Origin of the sequence: Hyunsoonleella rubra, assembly GCF_042684665.1 — a bacterium.
Lineage (GTDB): Bacteria > Bacteroidota > Bacteroidia > Flavobacteriales > Flavobacteriaceae > Jejuia > Jejuia rubra.
The window spans coordinates 15,853-40,956 of record NZ_JBHULY010000024.1 but is presented as its reverse complement, the minus strand read 5'-3'; the positions used below and the strand labels follow the sequence as shown (position 1 = coordinate 40,956).

Annotated in this window: 15 protein-coding genes; 11 read left to right on the top strand and 4 right to left on the bottom strand. The window is 40.0% G+C overall.

Going from position 1 to position 25,104, the window contains the following annotated elements; genetic code table 11:
* Positions 1–56: 56 nt before the first annotated feature.
* Positions 57–1,535, bottom strand: coding sequence for a proline--tRNA ligase (gene proS, locus ACFSR8_RS10605; protein ID WP_380291822.1), 1,479 nt, complete (start codon positions 1,533–1,535; stop codon positions 57–59).
* A gap of 101 nt (positions 1,536–1,636) precedes the next feature.
* On the opposite strand from proS, the gene ACFSR8_RS10600 reads away from it, so the two are divergent.
* The 11 genes from ACFSR8_RS10600 (at position 1,637) to ACFSR8_RS10550 (ending at position 14,745) form a co-directional block, all read left to right on the top strand.
* A complete protein-coding gene (locus tag ACFSR8_RS10600; RefSeq protein WP_380291820.1) occupies positions 1,637–2,806 on the top strand; it encodes a hypothetical protein in 1,170 nt (389 codons plus the stop codon).
* A gap of 31 nt (positions 2,807–2,837) precedes the next feature.
* Entirely contained in the window at positions 2,838–4,412 is a 1,575-nt protein-coding gene (locus tag ACFSR8_RS10595) for an OmpP1/FadL family transporter (RefSeq protein WP_380291818.1), read from the top strand.
* 178 nt (positions 4,413–4,590) lie between these two features.
* Positions 4,591–5,268, top strand: coding sequence for a GTP cyclohydrolase I FolE (gene folE / locus ACFSR8_RS10590; RefSeq protein ID WP_380291816.1), 678 nt, complete (start codon positions 4,591–4,593; stop codon positions 5,266–5,268).
* A gap of 40 nt (positions 5,269–5,308) precedes the next feature.
* Positions 5,309–6,790, top strand: a complete 1,482-nt coding sequence (cysS, locus tag ACFSR8_RS10585; protein ID WP_380291814.1) for a cysteine--tRNA ligase — start codon at positions 5,309–5,311, stop codon at positions 6,788–6,790.
* Positions 6,791–6,895: 105 nt separating this feature from the next.
* Positions 6,896–7,120, top strand: a complete 225-nt coding sequence (gene yidD, locus ACFSR8_RS10580; RefSeq protein WP_380291889.1) for a membrane protein insertion efficiency factor YidD — start codon at positions 6,896–6,898, stop codon at positions 7,118–7,120.
* Between the two features lie 389 nt (positions 7,121–7,509).
* Positions 7,510–7,776 (top strand): hypothetical protein, encoded by a 267-nt coding sequence (locus ACFSR8_RS10575; protein ID WP_380291812.1) that lies wholly within the window; start codon positions 7,510–7,512, stop codon positions 7,774–7,776.
* 2 nt (positions 7,777–7,778) lie between these two features.
* Positions 7,779–9,179: an amidase family protein gene (locus ACFSR8_RS10570; RefSeq protein WP_380291810.1), complete on the top strand. Its 1,401-nt coding sequence runs from the start codon at positions 7,779–7,781 to the stop codon at positions 9,177–9,179.
* Complete coding sequence (gene gatB/aspS / locus ACFSR8_RS10565) at positions 9,179–12,526, top strand: bifunctional amidotransferase subunit GatB/aspartate--tRNA ligase AspS (RefSeq protein WP_380291808.1); 3,348 nt, start codon at positions 9,179–9,181, stop codon at positions 12,524–12,526. Before ACFSR8_RS10570 ends, gatB/aspS begins: the two co-directional genes overlap by 1 nt.
* A gap of 129 nt (positions 12,527–12,655) precedes the next feature.
* Positions 12,656–13,675, top strand: coding sequence for a 3-dehydro-L-gulonate 2-dehydrogenase (yiaK, locus tag ACFSR8_RS10560; protein WP_380291806.1), 1,020 nt, complete (start codon positions 12,656–12,658; stop codon positions 13,673–13,675).
* A 99-nt stretch (positions 13,676–13,774) separates the two neighbouring features.
* Positions 13,775–14,290, top strand: coding sequence for a hypothetical protein (locus tag ACFSR8_RS10555; protein ID WP_380291804.1), 516 nt, complete (start codon positions 13,775–13,777; stop codon positions 14,288–14,290).
* Positions 14,290–14,745, top strand: coding sequence for a hypothetical protein (locus ACFSR8_RS10550; RefSeq protein ID WP_380291802.1), 456 nt, complete (start codon positions 14,290–14,292; stop codon positions 14,743–14,745). Before ACFSR8_RS10555 ends, ACFSR8_RS10550 begins: the two co-directional genes overlap by 1 nt.
* A 3-nt stretch (positions 14,746–14,748) precedes the next feature.
* Here ACFSR8_RS10550 and ACFSR8_RS10545 read toward each other — a convergent pair whose 3' ends face one another.
* The 3 genes from ACFSR8_RS10545 to ACFSR8_RS10535 form a co-directional block, all read right to left on the bottom strand.
* Positions 14,749–15,063 (bottom strand): DUF202 domain-containing protein, encoded by a 315-nt coding sequence (locus ACFSR8_RS10545; RefSeq protein WP_186562981.1) that lies wholly within the window; start codon positions 15,061–15,063, stop codon positions 14,749–14,751.
* Positions 15,064–15,329: 266 nt separating this feature from the next.
* The gene (locus tag ACFSR8_RS10540; RefSeq protein ID WP_380291799.1) at positions 15,330–24,140 is read right to left on the bottom strand and encodes a fibronectin type III domain-containing protein; all 8,811 of its coding nucleotides are present in this window, start codon (positions 24,138–24,140) and stop codon (positions 15,330–15,332) included.
* A 272-nt stretch (positions 24,141–24,412) separates the two neighbouring features.
* Complete coding sequence (locus tag ACFSR8_RS10535) at positions 24,413–25,042, bottom strand: 7-carboxy-7-deazaguanine synthase QueE (protein ID WP_380291797.1); 630 nt, start codon at positions 25,040–25,042, stop codon at positions 24,413–24,415.
* Positions 25,043–25,104: the final 62 nt, after the last annotated feature.

Sequence of the window (25,104 nt, the reverse complement as noted above, 5' to 3'; positions counted from 1 at the left end):
TACAACTATTTTTAAATGTTGCAACTGTGTGCGACAATTTTTTGAAAAAATTTGCACTAGTAGGCTTTGGCGAACAAAACGCGCTTGTTTGATGGCTTTCCGGAATATACGCAAACCCCTTCTTCCTCCTTAACATCCAACGGAATACAGCGAATGGTCGCTTTGGTCAATTCCTTAATTTTATCTTCGGTTTCGGCAGTACCGTCCCAATGGGCAGATAAAAATCCACCTTTAGTTTCGAGTGCCTTCTTAAAATCATCAAAATTGTCAACTGGAGTTATATGTTCTTCCCTAAATTGCAACGCCCGATCAAATAGATTTTCCTGTATTTCTTCCAACAAATCTTCAATCACTACGGTAATCCTATCCAAAATCACGGATTGTTTGGATAATGTATCCCTTCTGGCCACCTCAACGGTTTTATCTTCCAAATCCTTGGGACCAATGGCTATCCTTAGAGGTACGCCCTGTAATTCGTGCTGTGCAAACTTTGCGCCTGGTCTTAAGGTATCTCGTTTATCAAACTTTACGGAAATCCCTCTATCCCTTAAATCACTCATAATTTCCTTGGCAACTTCGGCAATGGCATCAAACTGCTCATCATTTCTATAAATAGGCACGATAACTACCTGATAAGGTGCCAAGTTTGGAGGCAACACTAAACCGTTATCGTCACTGTGAGTCATTATTAAAGCACCCATCAAACGGGTGGACACACCCCAAGATGTGGCCCAAACATAATCCTGTTTCCCTTCTTTGTTAGCAAATTTCACATCGAAAGCTTTTGCAAAATTCTGTCCTAAAAAGTGGGAAGTTCCGGCCTGAAGCGCCTTTCCGTCTTGCATTAACGCTTCAATACAATAGGTATCCTCCGCACCTGCAAAACGCTCGCTTTCAGATTTAACTCCTTGAATCACGGGAATAGCCATAAAATTCTCAACAAACTTGGCGTACACTCCATTCATCAATTTGGTTTCCTCCACAGCCTCTTCTTTGGTAGCATGCGCCGTATGGCCTTCTTGCCATAAAAATTCCGCCGTGCGCAAAAACAATCGGGTGCGCATTTCCCAACGTACCACATTGGCCCATTGGTTAATCAACAAAGGCAAATCCCTGTAGGATTGAATCCAGTTTCTGTAGGTGTTCCAAATTATAGCTTCACTTGTCGGGCGTACTACCAACTCCTCTTCCAATTTCGCCTCAGGATCCACACGAAGCTTTCCTTCTTTTTCAGGGTCGCTTTGCAATCGATAGTGAGTAACCACAGCACATTCTTTGGCAAATCCTTCAGCATTTTTTTCCTCGGCTTCAAACAAACTTTTGGGTACAAAAAGCGGGAAATAGGCGTTTTGATGCCCTGTTTCCTTAAACATTTTATCCAGTTCTGCTTGCATTTTCTCCCAAATGGCGTAGCCGTAAGGTTTGATTACCATACAACCCCTTACTGCGGAATTTTCAGCTAAATCAGCCTTCACCACCAATTCGTTATACCATTTGGAATAATCCTCCGCCCTACTCGTCAATTTTTTGCTCATATCGCTTCTTTGGCACAAATATTGTGACTATGTTAAATAAAAAAATTGTAGCGCAAAACTAATTATTTTTTGCTATGTTCAACAATAAAAATTCTTGAGATATGAAAATTAACGACTACTTCAAAACCAAATTCCCATTCGTGGCAATCCTCGGATTGTTCTTCGTTTTGGTGTCCTGTGGGTCCTATCAATATGTTGGTGTGGACAACGATGGTATTTATGGTGAACGTCAGGTCCAAAAGTCAAATCAAGAAAGCAAAGAGGCTGTGGTTCAAATAAATGCAAATGGCCAAAACGATAATGGTTATTATGAAAACTACTTCAAGAACAAAGCTCAAGAATACGAAATAGCAACGGACAATGGTGCTATTTTCACGGATATTGATAGTTACAGCACCGATGAAAATTTAGCTGTAAACGATACTATTTACAATGATTACCAAGGCTTTGCCGGCTGGGGAGATACCAATGACAGAGTGGTCATTAACTACATCGACAACGGTTGGAACAACTGGGGATGGGGTTGGGACCCATGGTTTAACGCTGGCTGGGGCTGGGGTTGGAACAACTGGGGCTGGAATGCCGGTTGGGGCTGGAACCGCTGGAACCGTTGGGGCGGCTGGGGCTGGAACAACTGGGGCTGGAATGGCGGCTGGGGTTGGAATGGTGGCTGGGGCTGGAACAACTGGGGTTGGAACGCCGGTTGGGGTTGGAATGGCGGCTGGGGTTGGAACGGTATTTACCGTGGCAATAGATTTAACAATGGTTATGCATACAATAATAGCAGAAGGGGCAGTAGCTCTTTATATGGAAGAAGTTCAAGCAACAACGTCCGAAGAAGCAGTAGTGCTGTGACAAGACGTTCGAGCATAAGCTCACCATCATCAAGGTATAGTTCGACACGACGAAGCAGCGTAACTTCCAATAATGGAAGAACGGCAACGACATACAGGCGTTCAAGTTCGCCAACAACAATCAATAGAAATTCTACGGTAAGACGCAGCAGTTCAAGACAGCCTGCCTATTCAACAAATAGATCGTCTTCAACCGTATCAAGGTCTTCAACACCTATTAGAAGAAGTACGGGTTCATCTACATATTCTAGAAGAAGTAGCAGTTCAAGCAATAATAATTCTAGTTATAGTCGACGCTCAAGCAGCAGTAATAATAGGTCGTACTCAAGGTCATCATCTTCGGGTAGCTCGAGGTCTTATTCAAGGGGATCCTCTGGAGGAAGCTCGAGAAGTTCATCTGGCGGAAGAAGACGTTAATTCTCAAAATTACTAAGAAAAAACATTCGATATGAAAAAGCTCCATTTACTGTTCATAGGTCTGCTATCTATGTCTACGATTTACGCTCAGGAATTAAGTGACGCCTTGCGTTACTCTCAAGATAATATTCAAGGAACAGCCCGTTTTAGGGCACTCAGCGGTGCTTTTGGCGCACTTGGCGGAGATATGAGTGCGGTAAGCATCAACCCAGCCAGTTCGGCAGTGTTTAGCCAAAGCCATGCCTCCTTTTCCTTAGGAAACACCGAATTTGATAATGATACCAACTACTTTGGCACAATGGGTACTACCAATGATTCCCATTTCGACATTCTTCAAGGCGGGGCTTCGTTTGTATTTAGAAACACCAGTAATTCTCCTTGGAAGAAGTTTAGTATTGGGGTGGCTTATGATAGAACAAATTCTTTTGACGATAGTTGGGTTGCCGCTGGCACAAATACTAATAACGAAGTTTTTGTTGATGATGATAATTTTATTAGAGCTCCTGCCAATTCTATAGCTGGATATTTTTTCAGCTATGCAGATGGCCTGAGATTCGAAAACATTCGGGCATTGGATAATGAAACTTTAGATCAAGCATATTTTACAATTGGGAATGATCTTGGTTTTGCGCACCAACAGGCATTTTTAGGTTACGAATCTTTTATTTTGGACCCGGAGACCACTGCGAACGAAAATACTTCTTATTTCGCAAATGTTTTTGATGGCAACTTCAATCATAATTATTCCTATATTTCCACGGGTTACACAGGAAAAATAGCTGTGAATCTTTCAGCACAATATGGTGATAATTTATATATAGGTGCAAACTTCAACTCACACTTCATAGATTACGAGCGCTCTACTCTGCTATTCGAAAGAAATTCGAATAACCCGAACCCAGCGCCTGACGCAATAAATGTTAATTTTATAGAGTTTGAAAACAATTTGGCCACTACGGGTACAGGGTTTTCATTTCAGATAGGAGGCATTTTGAAATTGACTGATGAATTCCGAGTTGGTTTAACTTACGATTCCCCTATTTGGTATAGAATCGAAGAAGAAACTACCCAATTCCTTGGAACCGCTGGTGTGGACAACGGACTGGACTTTACACAAAGCATCAACCCTCAGGTTGTAAATATTTATCCAGCTTACCGATTACAAACTCCAGCAAAAATTACGGCCAGTGGCGCATATGTTTTTGGCAATATTGGTTTAGTGAGCTTTGATTATTCCCGCAAAAACTATGGTAGTGCCAAGCTGAGACCAGATGCCGATTTTCCAGATTTGAATGCAGATATTGACAATATGTTGGCCAATGCCAGCACTTATAGATTGGGGGGTGAATTTAAGCACAAGCAATTCAGTTTTAGGGGCGGTTACCGCTTTGAAGAAAGCCCCTATGAAAATGGCACAACTATTGGTGATTTGACCGGATTTTCATTGGGTCTTGGTTACAACTTTGGCAACACGAGATTGGACCTTACTTATGACCGATGGGAAAGGGAGGACGAAATGCCATTGTATAGTGTTGGATTAATTGACACCACTACAATAGATAGACAGAACTCCAACATTACGTTAACCTTAGGTTTTAACATATAAAGATACTTTGTCTCCATATAATTTTAAAAGCTTGAGTATTGAAATTCTCAGGCTTTTATTTTTTTGGTGTAATTTGGGAAAAACAATAGAGACTAACCACATATTAATTATTTGCTAAGGCCAGGCGCAGGAAAATTGAAATGCTTATCTTTGCAAATTAAATTTTGAGTTGATCATTATGAAGTTCAATAACAATTTAGAGGATTTTGATGCATTCGGAGATGAACACATTGGTTCTTGCGAAAACACCCCACTGCGCAGCGATGCATTCAAATTGACCAATGATGAAAAAATTGATATCATTAAAGATGATGTGCGCCATATTATGGAAACTCTTGGTTTGGATTTAACTGATGACAGTTTAAGAGGTACGCCTAATCGTGTTGCAAAAATGTTTGTAAACGAAATCTTTGGTGGATTAGACCCCAAAAAACGACCAAGCGCCTCAACTTTTGAAAACAAATATAAATACGGTGAAATGCTAGTAGAAAAGAATATCACAGTGTATTCCACCTGCGAGCATCATTTATTGCCAATTGTTGGTAGGGCACATGTGGCCTATATTTCTAACGGCACTGTGGTTGGACTGTCTAAAATGAACCGTATTGTGGACTATTATGCAAAGCGTCCGCAGGTTCAAGAACGATTAACCATCCAAATTGTAAAAGAACTACAAGAAGTACTAGGAACAAAAGATGTGGCCTGTGTAATTGATGCAAAACACCTTTGCGTTAATTCAAGAGGTATTCGCGACATAGAGAGTAGCACGGTAACCTCTGAATTTGGCGGAAAATTTAAAGATATGGCAACGCGCCGTGAGTTTTTGGATTATATTAAGTTAGATACTCAATTTTAAAAACATCCGGTCCCAAACGAATAACTCATCAATAAACCAAATGCAGTTATACCAATCTAACCCCATCAAGATATATAATTCTCTTACTGGAAAAAAAGAAGTATTCAAACCCATAAACGACGGCCATGTTGGTATGTATGTTTGTGGACCTACGGTTTACAGCTATGTGCATTTAGGGAATGTGCGTACGTTTATGTCCTTTGATATAGTATTTCGATACTTAAAACATTTGGATTATAAAGTACGTTACGTAAGAAATATTACGGACGCGGGACACTTAGAAAATGATGAGGATTCCGGTGAAGATAAAGTGGCCAAAAAAGCACGTTTGGAGCAAATTGAGCCCATGGAAGTCGTTCAAAAGTATACGGTAGATTTTCATGATGTATTAAATACATTCAATTTTCTCCCTCCTAGCATTGAACCTACCGCCACTGGGCATATTATTGAGCAAATTGAATTAATAAGTAAAATCATAGAAAATGATTTCGCTTACGAAATCAACGGCTCTGTGTATTTTGACGTGCACAAGTTTAATGAAACCAGCCAATACGGTAAGCTAAGCAAAAGGGTACTTGAAGATCTGATTCATAACACGCGTACTTTAGACGGCCAAAGCGACAAAAAAAACCCTCAAGATTTTGCACTTTGGAAAAAAGCCGAGCCCCAACATATTATGCGCTGGCCCTCTCCATGGGGCGATGGTTTCCCTGGTTGGCATTTAGAATGTACGGCCATGAGCACCAAATATTTGGGCGACAAGTTTGATATACATGGTGGCGGTATGGATTTAAAATTTCCTCATCATGAATGTGAGATCGCACAAAACGAAGCCGCTAAAGGGTGTTCGCCGGTCAACTATTGGATGCATGCCAACATGTTGGAATTGAATGGCGCCAGAATGTCAAAATCTACTGGAAATACTGTTAACCCTCATGAATTATTATCCGGCGAAAACAACTTTTTCAGTAAAGCTTTTGCGCCGGGAGTGATACGGTTTTTCGTAGCCCAAGCCCATTACCGTAGCGTTCTGGATTTGACTGATGATGGCCTGCTAGCCAGTGAAAAAGGGTTTATGAAATTGATGGATGCTATCAATCTTTTAGATACTTTAAGGCCTACATCAACATCATCCATTGATGTCGAAGTTTGGAAACAATCCTGCTACAATGCCATGAACGATGATTTCAACACCCCAATTCTTATTGCCAATTTGTTTGAGGGCGTTAAGTTTATCAACCAAATTAAAGATGGGAATGCTACCATTTCTGCGGAGGATTTAGCAACGCTCTCCGAAACCATAAAAACCTTTGCCTTTGATATCCTTGGCTTGGAAAACAGCACTAAAGGTGACAACGGTACGGACAAACTGTCCGGAGCTGTTGAGGTTTTGATAAAACTGAGACAAGAAGCCCGCGCCAATAAGGACTTTGCCCTATCGGATAAAATCCGTGATGAGCTTGCAGCTGTTGGCATCGTTTTAAAAGACGGCAAAGACGGGACGACCTTCAGCCTAAATTAAACATTTCTGTCATTCCGCACTGTCCCACTGAGCGCAGTCGAAGTGTGATGCGGAATCCATATAATCCTAAAATAGCTTCCTGCCTTCGTAGGAATGACGATCAAAGTGTTCAAAAAAGTAATAATAGCACCCTTCCTGTTCCTTATCAAAGTCTATCAAACGTTGATATCCCCGATTACACCCTCTACTTGCAGATATCAACCCACATGCTCCAATTACTCTAAGCAGGCCCTCGAAAAGCATGGTTTGTTTAAGGGGGGCTGGCTATCAATAAAACGTATTTTTAGTTGCCACCCTTGGGGTGGTTCAGGTTACGATCCGGTGCCTTAATGTAATACATGTGCAATTTGACAAAGCAAGAAAACTGTTAAATTTATTTGTAAAAGACGAACTTAATAATTTTTAAAACCCTTCAACTCTTACTAACAATTTATTATACCTTTGGTTTAATTCAAAGCGAACAATTACCCCGATTCCGTTTAAAACTTCAAAATTAAAATCAATTTTTTTGTGAAATTGGCAATAGTGAAACCCCGTGTAAATTAAATTGAGCAGACTATAATTATTTACATATCTTTGAGCCGATAAATACAATGAAAAACAACAATAACAATAATAATTTCAATAATCCTGCGTGCTAGGATTGGAAGGTTATTGTGTAAAAATATTGAAAAGCCTTCCAATTGCGGAAGGCTTTTTTTAATCTAAATAGTTGAAAAATGGGTAAAATTATGACGGTGGACGTGCTGTCCAGCATTAAAGGCGCTAAGCCATCGGAAACAGTGAATGCATTGTTTGAGGTGATTAAAAATGCCGATACTTCAAATAATAATGCCTTTAATCACCACAATAATGCGGTTTCTTTGGATGATTTGAGAGAAGACGTTGTGATTCCAAGTTCTGAGGCCGAAAGGGACATTATCATCGAAAACTTTCCAAAGGAAAAGAACGGCTATTTGGTAGTTTCAAAAGTAATTGACGCTTAGGTATGGATTCGAAGATACGACATATTCATCAGCAATTGGTGAACAGAGACATCACCTGCACCGCTTTGGTTCAGGAAAAATTGGAGGGGTTACGGCCAAATTCCCATAACACGGTGAATTCCTTGTTGGACGACATGGCTTTGGATTTAGCCGAAAAAGTGGATGCCAAAATTGCAAACGGCGAAACGATTGGTTTGCTGGAGGGCATCCCCTTTGGCATTAAGGACGTTTACATGGTGCAGGGCACGCTGACGACGGCCAGTTCGGATTTGTTGAAAAATTATAAATCGGCTTATACAGCAACGGCTATCCAAAAATTATTGGATGCTGGCGCGATTCCGTTGGTAAAGGAAAATTGTGACAGTTTTGGACACGGGTCTTCCAGTGAAAACACCATTTTTGGCGCGGTGAAAAATGCCAAAAACCCTGAATTAGTGGGTGGCGGTTCCAGTGGCGGTTCGGCCGTAAACGTGGCCAAGGATTTTACAGTATTTTCCATTGGGGGTGATACGGGAGGATCTGTACGGCAACCGGCTGGATATAACGGTGTTTATGGTTTGAAACCCACTTATGGGCGCATTTCGCGTTACGGTTTGATGGCCTATGCCTCGTCCACAGATTGTGTGGGGCCAATTGCAAAAACTATTGAGGATATTCGGATTGTGCTGAATGTGATGAGCGGTCATGACGTGAAGGACCAAACTACTTATGCTTCGGAAGAAATTTCAGAAGAAAACATTTCAAATTCTGAAAGCATAAAAACCGTAGGCTATTTCAAAAACTTTATTGCAAGCGAAGCTATTGACGCCAAAATTAAAGCTGATTTTTTAGGTGCAATTGAAAAAATTGAAGCAAAAGGCATCGAAGTGAAGGCTTTGGACTTTTTTGAATCGAATACTTTGGTGTCTACGTATTACACGTTGGCCATGGCAGAAACCGCATCCAACCTTTCCCGACTGGATGGTACGAATTATGGGAATCGTATTGAAGCCGATAATTTAAAAGAGACTTATTCGGTTACCCGTTCCGAGAATTTTTCAGAAGAAACCAAACGCCGCATTGTTGGGGGCAACCAAGTATTGTCCCAAGGGTTTTCGGATGAAATTTATTTAAAGGGATTGGCCTTAAGGGATGCCATCAGCGCAAATTTTGAAAAAGATTTTGAGGAGGTGGATGTGATATTATCACCTGTAACTCCAAGTGCCCCGCCGAAAATTGGGGACAGCCTGAAAGACCCATTGGCGATGTATTTATCCGATGCTTACACGGTTGGATTTAGCTTGGGGCAACTGCCAACTTTAACGGTACCCCAAGGCACTGAAACCGGACTACAAATTACCGCTTCAAAAAGAAACGACGCACTTGTTTTGAAGTTTGCTAACTTCTTAAAAGACACGATATAATGGAACTGGAACAATTAAATGAACTGTTAAAAAAGCACGAGTTGGAACTGGTTATCGGACTGGAAACCCACGTGCGCCTGAACACGAAAACCAAGTTGTTTTGTTCCTGCCCAAATGTTGAAACGGAGACTCCAAATCTACATATCTGTCCTGTTTGTACGGGACAAATGGGCGTACTACCGGCCATAAACAAGGAGGCTATTACCAAAGCGATTTATTTTGGAAAAGCTGTAAAATCTACTTTTGAAAACGAAGTAATCTCCTGGGACCGAAAACATTACGAGTACCCGGATAATCCAAAGAATATTCAAATTACGCAGTTCCATCATCCGATTATTCCTGACGGACAGGTATCCTGTTTTAGAAATGATGGGTCGCAATTTACGGTGAATTTAACACAGGTGCATATTGAGGAAGATGCGGCGAAATTGATGCACGAAAAAAACATCTCTTTGGTGGATTTCAATAAGGCAGGTGTGCCATTAATTGAAATTGTTACAGAACCATGTATTCGTCATATTGAGGATGCGTCCATTTATGCGCAGTACATTCAGCGTATTGTTCAAAATTTAGGCATTTCTGAGGCTAACCTTGAAAAGGGCGAGTTTAAATCCGATGTATCGGTATCCCTGCGAAGAAAGCGGGATTACAACTTAAATCCGCGTACGGAAATCAAAAACCTCAACTCCTTCCGATTTATGGTGGATGCCTTAAAGGAAGAGGTGGAAAAACAGCTCAACTATTTCTTGGAGCACAAGGAGTTTCGCCCAGACCAGACTACGGTATTGTTTGACGCGGATTTGAAGCAGACCAAAACCATGCGAAAAAAGGAGTTTGAAGCGGACTACCGTTTTATTTCCGAACCCGATTTGCCTTTTGTCAATATCACAAATGCTATTGAACGCATCGATGTGGACACTTCTGCCCTGCCTTTTGCGGTGGAGCGCATTCTAATCGGTGGCGGTGTTTTACCTCAGGATGCCAAGTTTTTTACAGCAGATGCGTTACGCTCGGAGACGTTTATGACGATTAACAAGGTCATCAACGACCCGTCTTTTGTGGCAAAAACCTTGGTGAACAATATTGGTGCGGAAGACTATGGGGATATCCATCGTATCGAGCATTTAATTGAAATTTTTCAACTGTTCAAGGAAGAAAAAATCACTTCGGTTTTGGTGCAAAATGCAATTACTTCATACCTGAAAGACCGCACTTTTGATTACAATAAATACTTTGAGGAAAATACCATTTCGGATACGAAGATTGATGATGCCATCAAAAAAGTAATCGTTGAAAATGAAGGGATTGCGTACGATATAAAATCTGGAAACCAAGGCAAGGCTGGGATTTTAGTCGGAAAGGTGATTGGTATTATTGGAAAGGGGGCATCTGGAAAAGTGATTCGCCAGCGGATTTTGGATGCGCTTTCTGGCGATGACGGAAGTCCGATGACGGAAGACGGAAGTGGGAGCGACAAAACAAAAGAAACAAGAACCAAGAATCAGGAGGCGAGAGCAAAAGATGACGATGGGATGCCTGAAATCCCAATGGTTATCAAGGAACGTTATCGTACGCATAAAGCTTCGGATTTAAGCGAAGCTTCCATTTCTGAAAAAGCGACTTTGGCCGGTTGGGTTTCCAGTGTTCGCGACCACGGGGAGTTGATGTTTATTGACCTTCGGGATTCCAGCCATGAGATTTTCCAAGTGCGATTAAGCCGTGAATCTTTCCCCAATCTAGACGAATTGGTGAAACTAAAACCGGAATCTGTTATTATGGTTACCGGCGAAGTGGTGCGTCGTAACCCCGATGATTACAACCCTTCGTTACGAACTGGCACCATTGAATTGGAAACTTCGGAATTGGAAATTTTAAACCTGTCCAAAACCTTGCCTTTTGAAATCAAACGGGCGAGCAAATCCAACGAAACGGTTCGTTTTCAATATAAATATTTAGACCACCGAAATGATGATGTGCGCCGTGCTATCGTGAATCGCCATAAGGTGATTAAATTGATGCGCGATATGTTGGACGAGCAGGAATTTTTGGAAATTGAAACCCCAATTTTAACGGCAGGTACTGATGAAGGCGCACGCGAGTTTATCGTACCCACTCGAAAAAAGGCTGGCTCATTTTACACGCTACCTCAGGCACCACAACAGTTTAAGCAGATTTTGATGGTGAGCGGTTATGAAAAATATTTTCAAATTGCCCGTTGCTTTAGGGATGAGGATTCCCGTGGCGACCGACAGCCTGAATTTACTCAATTGGATATTGAAATGGCCTATGCCAGCATGCATGAGATTATCGATTTGAACACCAAACTCTTTAATGAGATTGTCCGCAAAATTTATGGCAAAAAATGGATTTTGCGTCCGTTTGAAGTCCTGACCTATAAAGAAGCCATGGACAACTATGGTTGCGACAGGCCCGATTTACGATTTGGCCTGAAATTAAAGGATATCACCAATATTGTGAAGGACACTACCTTCCAAGTATTTAGCAAACCTATTGACGAAGGCGGCATCGTAAAGTGCATAAAAGTATCTGCAAAGGAACAGGGCAGTAAGCGTTTGTCCAAAGGACAAATTGAAAAGTTAACAGCAATTGCACAAGACCATGGTTTGGGTGGACTGGCTTATATCATTGTGAATGAAAATGATTTACAGTCGCCCATCATTAAATTTTTAGGTGAAGCTATTGCCGAAAACATCATTAAAACCACGAATGCACAAGTGGGTGACGTCGTGTTCTTTTCCGCCTCGGATTATGAAACAGCCAATAAGGCCTTGGATGCCGTTAGACAGGAACTGGGACGTATGTTAAGGCTCATCAATCCAAAGGAATTACGGCCAGCTTGGGTGGTTGATTTCCCAATGTTTGAAAAAACCGAGGAAGGCAACTGGACCTTTACGCACAACCCATTTTCGATGCCGGCAGTACAGGATATTGAAAAGCACCTCAATGGTAAAGAAGAAGAGATTGGAAGTATCATTGCCCAACAATACGATTTAATCCTAAACGGTTACGAAATTGGTGGCGGTTCGGTGCGTGCGCACAAACCTGAAATTTTGGAAGCCACTTATAAAAACATGGGCTATGATAAGGCCGAAATGCTAAAAAGTGTTGGCACCATGTACCAAGCCTTTCATTACGGGGCCCCACCACACGGGGGTATCGCTTGGGGTGTGGACCGATTAATGATGATTTTAGAGAAAAAAGCCTCTATCCGCGAAGTGATGGCCTTCCCAAAAACGGGCACCAGCGAGGACTTATTGTTTGGCTCTCCTTCCCCACTTTCGGATAAAAAAGTGGAGGAGATGAATGTTAGAGTGATTAAGAAATAGATTAACTTCTAAAACAAAAATTGAAAAGCTCCAGAGGAATCTGGGGCTTTTCGTTTTATGGCCTATATATCGTAACTTGTAGGCATTGTATTTTGATTAATTCTTAATGCACCATAAATTTTCATCAAAGTGACAGAAAACATCATACGGGTTTCAGCAAATGAAATGCAGGATACATTATATACACTGCTTCTTAAATACGGGTTTAACGAGGAGAATGCAAGATTAATTGCCGAAACGCACACTGAAAGTACCTTAGTTGGCGTGAATTCCCATGGAATAAATCGCGTACCACTTTTCATTGAATACATAGAAAAAGGGATCATTAAAGTTAATGCCCAAGCCAAAAAAGCAGAAGCTTTTGGCAGTATAGAACGATGGGACGGCAATTTTGGATCTGGAGTGGTCAATGCCATAACCTGCACAAATAGGGCTACGGAACTGGCCAAGAAACACGGTATAGGCTTGGTAGCTTTGCGTAACACCAATCATTGGATGAGGGGAGGCAGTTATGGCAATCAGGCGGCGGATGCTGGTTGCATTTCCATACTTTTTACAAACACCCAACCCAATATGCCTCCTTGGGGAGGTAAAGATAGCCGTATAGGTAACAACCCTTTTATTGTTTCTATACCTCGAGAAAACGGACATATTGTTTTAGATATGGCCATATCCCAGTTTTCATTTGGAAAGATAAATGACTATAAGTTAAAGGGGGAAAAGCTACCTTTTTATGGTGGTTGGGACGAAAACGATACACTCTCTAAGGATCCCGAGAAAATCTCGAAAAAAGAACGTGGGCTACCGATAGGTTTCTGGAAAGGTTCAGCGCTTTCTATAGTTTTAGATATGCTGGCTACATTATTATCCGCAGGAAATTCAACATATAGAATTAGTTTAAATGAAATAGAAACTGGTATTTCTCAAGTATATTTATGTATTTATCCCGAAGTTTTCAATGATACGACTTTACAAGAAAAATTAATAAATGAAATTATTGATTATACGCATAATGTAGAACCCATACATCCGGATGATAAAACATATTACCCGGGAGAACGAAGTCGGCTCAGAAAAACAGAAAACTTAAAAAATGGTATTCCCGTCAACCAAAATATTTGGGACAAAGTTATGATGCTTTCACGATAAATGAGCAACAAAAGAATAAGTATTAACCCTATTTATGCCTTAAAATAATATGCTTTTTAAGTCAATTTTTTTGAGAATTTTCATTTATAACATTATCAAATGAGAAGTACAATTATTATTATACTTTTAATATTCAGCAATGCCTCTTACACTCAATCAAAATTCGGCTTCAATATAGATGGGCTATCTCCTGAATCATTAACAATAGAGGCCAAAAGCTTTTCACAAACCGAATTATACACCAAAACCCTGCTATGGATTAAAGCAACTTATGAGCATCCTGATAGGACGATTATATCTCTAATTGCAAATGAAGCAATACAAATTTCGGGCATCAAGGACAATGCTATTGAGGTGGACAAGCAGTATTTTTATCTAAAATATGATATCAAAATTAGCTTCAAAAAAGGGCAATATAGCTTTGAGCCGTTATCTATTCACACCAAAATCAATAGTAAATACGACATGGGCTGGCAGCCAGTGGATCTTAAAAACGGAGCATCGTTCTATAAAAAGGGGAAAGTGATTAAAAAAACCAAATCATATGTTAAGGTTATTCCTGAAGTTTTAAATGAACTCAATAGCAGTTTTTATAATTATTTAATTTCTGAATAATGAGACACCTAAGAACATTATCTTTAGTTTTAATTTGTTTAACCTTATTTAGCTGTCCTGCAGCTCACTATTATGACTATGATTTCATTGACCCGCAGGCACCAAAAGAAAAATTTGGGTTTACGCGCTTAAAATTAGATCAACAAAATGATTTATTACTAAATGTTGGCTATTTCTATGAGTATTCAGGAAATAGAGAAAATGGCTTAGGAGCTGTTATAAAAACGAAAAAGAGTATTAATCCAAATACTCTTGTAAACAAAGTGAGGTCCCATAAATTTGGCCCTTTAAAAAAAGTGGATTCTTTATTTACTGATGACCACGAAAACATTACTCTTTACAGATTGATTTTTGAAAAACGCAAAGAAAGAAAATCGTTAAGGCTCATTAAAAATGACACTATTTCCATAGAACTTAAAAATGGTAAAAAACTATTATTTCTAAGAAATCAATAGTATTTAATCCTTATTCTCCAAATCCTCAGTCATATAATACAATCGTTTTAAGCTCCGCTTTAAGGTAGTAAATCTGAAAACGCCTATGATAAAGAACAGGGCACTAAACACGAGAGAGGCAAGGGCTAAATATTTGAAATTCGGGAATTCTTTCAATTGGAAAAAAGCGATACTTCCTATCAATAAATACAATGAAGACCGGATATAGGACAGCAATGTTCTTTCGTTCGCTAAACGGGTGCGTTCTATAGCTAGGTAGTCCCTTAGGATAACGCGTTCGTCCGGCTTAAAATCCCGTCCAAAACGCAATAGTTTCATTTTCCTGATTTTTACGTTGGGCTTCACCACAGTTTCCGATTTCAGTTTCCAAAATAAATTTACGGAAAATTTAAAATATATCCCACTTCCAACTTCGGGGTTCTAAGGTATATTCAAATACCTATTCGTCTGCAATGATATTTTCCATTTTTTGGAGGTTATTAAAAAGTCTTCAATTAAAGGAATGAATTTCTCTCTGTTGCTTTTCGACCTAAAAATATAATAAATGGACGCTCAAACCCGAATGCGCCCCTTTTCTAGAATTCTTAATCTACGATTATTCTTCTGGTGTACTTGGAACCTTCTATTCCGACAATAACATAATAGAATCCTGCATCCGCATTTTGTAGACTTACATTTGCCTTCCGCAATGGTTTTTTGAGCTTCTCATCTTTTATCAGTCTTCCGGATACATCAAAAACCTGAATAGTTTTGATTAACCCTACGGCTTTGTTTTCCACTATAAATTCGCCATTATTTGGAATTGGGTAAACCAGTAAATCTTTATTGTCTAGCCCATTTTGTGAACTTGAAAGTGATTCCTCAATGATCAATGAAACATTATCCACTAATGCTTTTGAAGGTCCCGTATTGCTCTCAGGGACGAATGCCGTAAAACTTAACACTATCGTTTCTCCTGCATACGCATTTAAACTTGCCAATATATCTTCACTGAATGAACTTTCTATTTGACCAATAGCTGGATCTAATCCAAATCGTATTTCCTCAACTTGAAACAATTGTACACCGCTTAAGTCGGTAAACCTTGCTTCAAAAATCCTTTCTTGAGTTGGATTATTATAGGTCATTTGATAATTTACCTTAAAATCAAAAGATAATATGGCACCATCAGCGCTACCAATATCTGCAGGAATATCAATTCTTTGCTCAAGGATATACACGTAACCAGCCTGACCATCAAACGACGTAAATGCCGCGTAATTTCCGTCAGTAGGAACCACTTCGTTTACAATAGAACAAATTGAACCAGAATTATTTAAGACGGTGAAATTATAACTACATCCAGAAAAAGCTGCAGTACCACTTACCGTCCATGGTGATAAATAGCCACACTCAAAACTACCGTTTACCAATAAATTATCACTATCCGAACCTGTATTACATAGCGTAGTAAAGCTTATTTGCTCTGTCCAAATACTGAAGTCATCCTCACCACAATCCTTTCTTAAAGAAGCATAGTAGGTGGTACTTGAATCAAGGTTATCTAGATTAACCAAATTTGATATTGAAGTTACCAGAGTTCCGTTGCCAGGCACAAATGGCGCCGTGTTATATTCTATTTCCCAACCTTCTGCATTATCATCATCATCCCAAGTTAAAGACGCACTATTATGCGTTAAACCCATTACGCTAAAATTAGTGGGTGCCGGACAGGATATTAAAGTTCTAAAACTAATCGGCCCTACCCAACGGCTAAAGCCATCCTCATCACCGCAATTACTTCTTAAATAAACGTAATATGGTGTATCTTGCGTTAGCGCCTCCAAAAGTAATGTATTGGATGATGCGGTTGCACTGGTAGCTGCGCCTATTCCTGGAGTAAAAGGAGCTGTATTATACTCTACCTCCCATTCATCGGCATCAGCCCCATTTGCCCATTCTAACAATGCTGTATTCTGGGTTATATTGGTCACTACAAATCCAGTTGGGGCGTTACAAGAAACTTGGGTTCTAAAGGTAATAGAACCCGCCCATTCGCTATAGCCATCGTCGGTACCACAATTACCTCTAACGTAGGCATAATAAAGCGTATCAGAAGAGAGATCCTGTAACTCTATTTGATTGGTTAAAGTAGTGGAAAGCGTTCCAACTCCTGAACCAGGACTGAAGAAATCCGGATAGTATTCAATTTCCCATTCGTTGACATTTGTATCCGTATCCCACTGCAACATCGCTGTATTTTTAGTTAGTGAACTTACCGAAAATCCGGTAGGCCTTACACAGGATTCCTGCGTTCTAAACCAAACATAGCCTACCCAATTACTTGTACCATTACCTGATCCACATTTGCTCCTTAGATACACATAGTACAAAGTATCAGGAGATAGGTTTTCTATAGTAAAAGCATTAGATGTTGCTGAAACCAAAGTCCCCACTCCATTACCCGGTGAGAAAAATGAGGTATGGTATTCTATTTCCCATTCGCTTGTATCACTACTGTTATTCCATTCTATTGAAGCAGTATTTTTAGTAACGCTATTCACCCTAAATCCAGTTGGTGCGCTACAAGATACTAAGGTCCTAAATGAATAATAGCCTACCCAGTTACTATAGCCGTCATCTACCCCGCAATAACTTCTGAAATAAACATAATACCTTGTATCCTGCTGAAGATTATCAATGGTTAAAGAATTTGAGGTGGTTGTAACCTGAGTTGCTACCCCTGTTCCAGGGCTGAAGGCTGTAGTACTGTATTCAATTTCCCATTCATTGGCGTCACTACTGTTGGCCCATTCCACTGTTGCCGCATCGTCAGTAATATTTGAAAAAATAATTCCAGTAGGCGTATTACAGGATACTTCAGTTCTAAAAGTGTAACCGATCCAATTACTAAATCCATCTTCGGCCCCGCAATTACTTCTTATATGAACAGAATAAAACGTATCAGACAATAGATTCTGTAACTCTTGTTGGGTAGATGTAGTAGTTATAACTGTGCCCACTCCATTACCCGGGGTAAAGAATCCAGGGTTGTATTCTATTTCCCATTCTTCAGCACCACTATTGTTTTCCCACTGTAACATGGCACTGTTTTTTGTAATATCCGTAGCAACAAACCCTACTGGATCCGTACAGTTCAATGGCGTTCTGAAAAATATATAACCCGTCCAAGCGCTGTAACCGTCTTCCGCTCCACAATTACTTCTCACATATGCATAATAATTTGTAAAGGGCGACAAATTTTCCATCAATACCGAATTGGTTGCTGAGGTTACAGTGGTTCCCACTCCATTTCCGGGTGAAAAGAAACTTGTGTGGTATTCAACCTCCCACTCTGTGGCATCACTTGCACTATCCCATTCCAGCACGGCACTATTCTTGGTGATATCCTTGGCTACAAATCCTGTTGGAACAGCACAACTTAAAGGCGTCCTAAAAGCTATATAACTTGCCCACCTACTATACCCATCTTCGGCTCCACAATTACTTCTCAAAAAAACATAATAAAGTGTGCTGGGAGTTAAGTTTTCAATATCTAATGTATTAGTCGTTGAAGTGATCGTTACACCAACTCCATTTCCGGGTGAAAAGAAACTTGTATGATATTCAACTTCCCATTCCTCTACATCCTCATTGTCATCCCATAAGATTGTAGCTCTGTTTTTAGTGACATCGGTAAACCTTAACCCTGTAGGAACAAAACAGGATATTTGAGTACGAAACGTAATATAGCCCATCCAGTCACTATAAGCATCTTCCTCCCCACAATTTCTTCTTAAATAGGCATAATAGAAGGTGTCAGATGATAAGTTTTCCAAATTAATTGAATTTGTACTAGACATCTGGGTGGTACCCGTTCCAATTCCTGGAGTAAAGAAATTTGTATGATATTCTACCTCCCAACCTGAGGTATCTGGTAAATCATCCCATGAAAGTAATGCCGTGGAAGTTGTTGAAGATACAAAACTGAAGTTCGTAGTCCTTGGACATAATTCTGTTGTAGTAAACCGCACAGGTCCAATAAATTCACTAGCATTACCTATATCGCAAATAGCCCTTACGTAAACATCGTAAGCTCTCTCGGGCAACAAATTGCTAAACTCATAAGTAGTAGTTGTAGTAAATACGGTCAGGGCCTCACCTGATGTAAATCCGGCAAAACCATATTGTATTTCCCAAATGGTTTCGTCATCTGTAGCCTCCCACGAGAATTCTGCAGATTTTCCCAAAACATTTGTAATTACTGGATTTATAGGATTGGTACATGATGGCAATTCATCAAAACTAACCTCATCAACTAGGATATCATTATATCGCTTACTGCTACTTTCGGTGTTTAAACGAACCTTAAAGGCTACCTGAATTTCATTTGATGTTAGCGCATAAGCACTCAAGTCAATTACAAAATCTTTCCAAATACCCGTATCTCCGTCAACTACAATGATATCTTCAAATGCAACCCCATTTGAGTCGCGCAAGGTAACATATAGGGTGTTGTAAACTTCGTTAATAATATTCTTACTAAAAGCAGAGAAAGTTACAGCCGGTTGGGTTAAGGACGAGATATTCACCCATGGAGAATATAATATATAATCACCGTTAGATGCACTATAAGACCCATCTAACCAAGCATAGTTGGAATTCCGTAAAGGATTCCTATCCTGCACACTAGACGCTCCGGAACTGGCAAAGGTATTGAAACTCCAGTTTCCATTACTGCTCTGCTCCCAACAATCTGGGGTTACGTTGGTAGTAACAAAACTCTCTGTATAAGGTGCAAGCAACGATTCGCAGTCTGTTTTGAAAGTCTTCACAAATGACCAATCACTGTACCCGTCATCAGCGCAATTGGCCCTAACATAAACATCATATTCAGTGTTAGAGATCAACCCTTCAATCGTTATTTCGTTGTCCGCAGGCACCAAACGAGTTCCAGTACCCAATTGAAATCCCCTTACACCGTAAGCAATCTCCCATTCATTTTCATTGCCCGTACCATTGTCCCATGTAACGTTGGCACTAGTTGTACTAACTGCTGTTATGTTAACATTTTGAGGAACAAAACAAGCAACGGGCGTTGTAAACCTTAATGGTCCAACTATATCACTGAATCCACCTTCGGCACAATTTGCCTTAATGTAAACTTCATAACTTGTTTCTGGTGTTAATTCAGTTAATATTTTACTTGTAGTATTTGAGGTTACTTCGTTTCCTTCTCCCAAAACAAAACCAGCCACACCATATTCAACAGTCCAACTAGTCTCACTATCCACCTGTTGCCAATTTAAACTCACTTGTTTTGCTTCTAAATTGGTATAGCTGAAATTAGTTGGTGCTAAACAGTTGGGTTTGGATTCACAGATTACCGTAGCTTCCCAGCCACTTCGTGTTACACTGCTGTCTGAGGTAAACAAAAACGTTAATGCACCACTCTCATGAGACGAGACAACTGTACCGGGATTAGTAGTATATGTCCCTATTAAAGGGGACTGGGCATCAGGCCCATCAAAAATCCGTAAGCGATCGCAACAAGTTTCCACCAAGAAACTATTAAACACTACCCTTACTCTTTCGTCTAAAGTATTCGGATGAATTGTGGTCAAGGTATTTTCCCGATTTGCATAATTTCCATTTGGCCCCCCAGAATCATAAAACCTATCTCCCCCACAATAATCAAGGGAAGTAGTAAAATCTACTGGCCCGATCCAATCACTAAATCCATCCCCCTCAGCTTCACAACTAGCTCTAACATAAACCTGATAACGAATATTAGATGACAGACCAGTAATTGCAGCATTTGTTTCATTTACGACCTGGGAAGTTCCTGTTCCTTGAACAAATCCAAAAACACCGTACTCCAATTCCCAACTAGAAACGTCATTATTCAAATTATCCCATTCGGCCGTTGCCGTGTCATTAGTAAAGTTAGTAATACGCAAGTTTGAAGGCGTTGAACACAATTCAGTGGTTGTTATTTTCAATGGGCCTACAGTTTCGCTAAATCCGCCAACATCACAAATAGTGCTGATATAAAAGTCGTAGGTCGTCAGAGGTATTAAATCTGAAATTGTTACCAACTCCTCATTAACAGTTATTTTTGTGCCATTTCCTTGAGAAAAACCGTCCAGCCCATATTCCAGTTCCCAACTGCTTTCCTCACCAACTCCCGTCCATACAAAGCTAGCTTCATCTCCTTTAATTTCAGAGGCCTCAAAATCAATTGGTTCAAAACAATTTGGTTTTTCCTCACAAAAAACGGTTGCATCCCAACCACTAAAGTTTAAAAAACTGTTTGAGGAAAATACAAATGTTAGCGCACCAGAAGCATGTGTAGATGCAAATTCTTGCCCCACTAACTCAGCACCAGTAAACGCACCTAAAAAGCTTCCGGTATTATCCTCTCCATCGTACACTGACAAATAATCAAATCCACTATGCACATCGAAGGTATTGAAGACCACTCTAACCCTATCTGTTTCATTATCTGGAGCAATTTGGGTTGTAATACTTTCATTGTCTTCATAATTGCCGTCTGCTCCGCCCGAATCATAAAAGCGGTCTCCAGCACAATAGTCCGATTTCGTGTAAACACTAAAAGGTCCAATATATGTGCTATTGCCTCCAACACTACAATCTCCTGATACATAAAAATCATATTTTGTTCCAGACTCCAAAGCTTCAGCTTTAAATTGTTTATCGTTAGATTGAGCCACAATCCCGGTACCCAATGTAAAGCCTTCCAAACCGTACTCCACCGTCCATGACGAAGTGCTTGATGCATCCTCCCATGTTATTTCAATAGATTCAATTTCTGTTGAAACCAAACTCATATCGGTTGGTGCAATACATTGCGTTGAAAAATTGAAAGCTGGAGAAAAATCCGAAGATCCACAAGGGTTAAAAGACTTTACCCTCCAATAATATTTTTGGTTGCTTTCCAAGCCTGAAGGCTGAAATGTAGTTTCATTTGTAACAAAGTCTTCAATAATATCAACAAATGTATCATCAGTTGCAATTTGTACCTGATATGACACCGAATTGGCATCTTCATCCCAAATCAAATCCACTTCTAATGCCTCTGAAGTAGCATCGTTAATAGGTGAAACCAAATTTATTGCAACCGAATTTGCCGTATAAATGGTAAATTGAAGATTGATATTTTTAACAATATTGGAAGTTCCAGACAAACCATCAACTGAGAAATTATAAGTTCCAGTATCCAGTCCTTCCAATCCCGATAACGTTACGATAAAAGGCGTACCATCCAAATGTGCTCCATTGAATGTATCTTCGGAAAACGTGGCACTAACTCCTGTTGGCAAATTAGAGGCTGAAATACCCACCTCTTCCTCAAATTCGAGGAAAGTTTTATATTCCAAATTAAATACGGCGTCTTCAGAATTACAGGCGTCAACATGAGTTTCACCTGATAAAATGGCGTATTCCGATTTTAGGACCGTAAACTCTTCCTGATTGACTGCAAAATACACATTATCAATGGCCTTGACCATTATCCTTGCACTTGATGTAGCTTCAACATCAGGCAAATTAAAGGTTTCCTCTCCATCATTATCCGTAACCAATAAACTGGATGAAAACGTGGCCCCACCATCGGTTGACAATAATATCTCCACCTGTTCGGTGCTTATAGGCGATAAATTTGTCCCAGCCACATCCCAGGTAACAGTAACAGCATCGCCTACCGTCCATACTTCGGTGTTATCTGCCTGAGAAGTAACATTAAAGGGTCCTGCATTAGCATCTACATCAACGGCAATTGCATCTGCAGCTACCTGCCCCCCAATTAAATCATTGTCCCTTACGGTTAAAACAAAATTTAGCCTTCTTGATACTGACGGGAGCACTTCCCATGTAGTATTCAAGTTATTGGCCAAGATATCGTCCAACCTAGGAAAGTATCTTTTGTTATCAGAGGTTGGCGGTAAAGATCTAAACATTGGCCCAATAGTATTGGTGGACGCAGGAGGAACGGTACTATTAGGGTCTTCCGGATCGTTTTGCTCCCAGCAATAGGTTAATGTTTCATTCCCGTCCGGATCGGAAGCATTTCCTTCCAACACAAAAGCTGTACTGCTTGGAATCACATAATCTGCCCCTTCAACCACAACTGGGGCGTTATTATCAGTTGGTATCAATTCCGCACAATTGGAATTGTCAATTGTCCAGATTGCTACATCCCTTATGCTAGTGTAATTAAAATAATCATCAGAACTGGGTTGTACGTCCGGCGCACAGATACCGGCATAACTCATAATCGTACTACCGCTTCCAGGTTCCACCTCGCTATTGAGACCACTTCTACAGTTTCTGCTACTTTGTGTATGATAGGCTCCAAATTGGTGACCAAACTCGTGAGCCGCCAATAGATTCATACCGTCAGTATCCGGATTTCCATGTACACTATAGGCCTGCCCTTTTTGTCCATCTGTGCAAACACAGGCAATACAGCCAGCGTTTCCATATATTCTGTTGGTTTCCTTATGAAATAAGTGCCCTACATCATAATCGCTGTCGGAAAGTTCATTATTTAAAGTGCTTACCAATTGGCTTCTTAAACTGATCCCGCTTGTAAATGGGTCGGTCAAAGGATTTAGAAATATCAAGGCATCAGAATTGGCAATTAACTGCATGATAATGCCAAAATCACGCTCGAAAATACCGTTTAACCTGTTCACGGAATTTACCATTGCCTGCATGACCTTTGCCTTTCTTTCACTATCGTCCACTTCCGAACCATCCAAGAACACCTGTGAATAATCTCCACTCACTGAAAGCGCCAAACGATATCTTCTCAAATTCCCATCATCTACGTCTCTATCTAAAATTCCACGTGCAAAACTATTTGGCCTTATATATTCCTCCATTTCGCATATAAATGTAGCGTCATTATTTAAGGCGGAATTAACCACAAACTCATAAAGTGCACTCCCCAAATTCCTAATCTCCCTTTTTTCGTGCAAATCACTTTCAAAAACCCCTTTGAAGCCCCACTTAGAAGAATATGTAAACGCAATAGATTTATTGGTCCCATCTGTTGAAATGCCTCGATAGCTCTTAATATCAGGGAATTTCTCTGCTAAATCAGGATGCATTGTATTCGTCTCTTTAATGCGAAACTCCAACAGCTCACCATTGTCAACCGGAAAACCTAACATTATAGGCTGATATGCAGATATAGAAGTTAGCTTTTCTTCAAAAGCATCCTGCTTCAGGCTATATACTTCAGAGGTTGCTCCGTTTTTAGAAAGTACCTTTTTTCCAGCACTGGCTTTTTCCCATATAACATTCTGGGAATTTATGGCCTGAAAAGAAATTAAAAAGTAAAAACAAAGGAGAATTGGGGCTTTTAAAAACTTGATAGGTTTTTTTCTCATAGTTGAAATGCACTAAAAAATATAACTTAAAGCAACCCAAACTGATAGGCTACTTTAAGTTATTATTGTTTATAACTGGCTACCTCAAATTTGGCTTAAGTTTTTAGTTTAAAGAAATAAAACCGCCAAAAGGGAAATAAATCAGACGTAAGTTTTTACAGTCACGAGGTTCAAAAAAGTATACCATCCAACTCCACCAATTACATTACTCAATATGTAATCGATATGCAGGTCTGCCAGAATAAATACAGACCTGTTAATACGCACTAGATTTAGGGTATGTTCAAATACTTATGCGTCTGTAGAGAAATTTTCCATTTAGGGTTTGCCATCACATAATCCACAATGGCTGGCACCACCTTTTCGCGTTTACTCCATTCGGGCTGGAGATATAAAATGCAGTTTTTACTAACTTTGGAGGCCTGTTCTTCCGCGAAGCGAAAATCATCTTTGTTATATACAATAACCTTCAGTTCGTCGGCCTTTTCATAAACTTCTTTAGTGGGCAATTTCAACTTTTTTGGTGACAAACAAATCCAATCCCAAATTCCGGTTAATTTGTAGGCTCCCGAAGTTTCAATATGGGTTTGCAAACCTTCTGCCTTAAGTTTGGTTGTCAATGCAGTCATATCCCACATTAACGGCTCACCACCAGTAACTACAATGGTATTACTATAAATTTTCGCATTATCAACGATTTTTTGAGTTTCGGTGGGTGGGTGAATTTCAGCATTCCAGCTTTCCTTTACATCGCACCAATGGCAACCTACATCACAACCACCAATACGGATAAAATAGGCAGCAGTACCTTTGTGGTAGCCCTCACCCTGTATGGTATAAAACTCCTCCATTAATGGCAACATATCGCCCTTATCTACTAAATTTTGAATCTCTTTTTTCATTGGCTGGCAAAGATACAAATTCAAATATTTTTATGATTCCTTTGCATTTTATCGGATTTTTA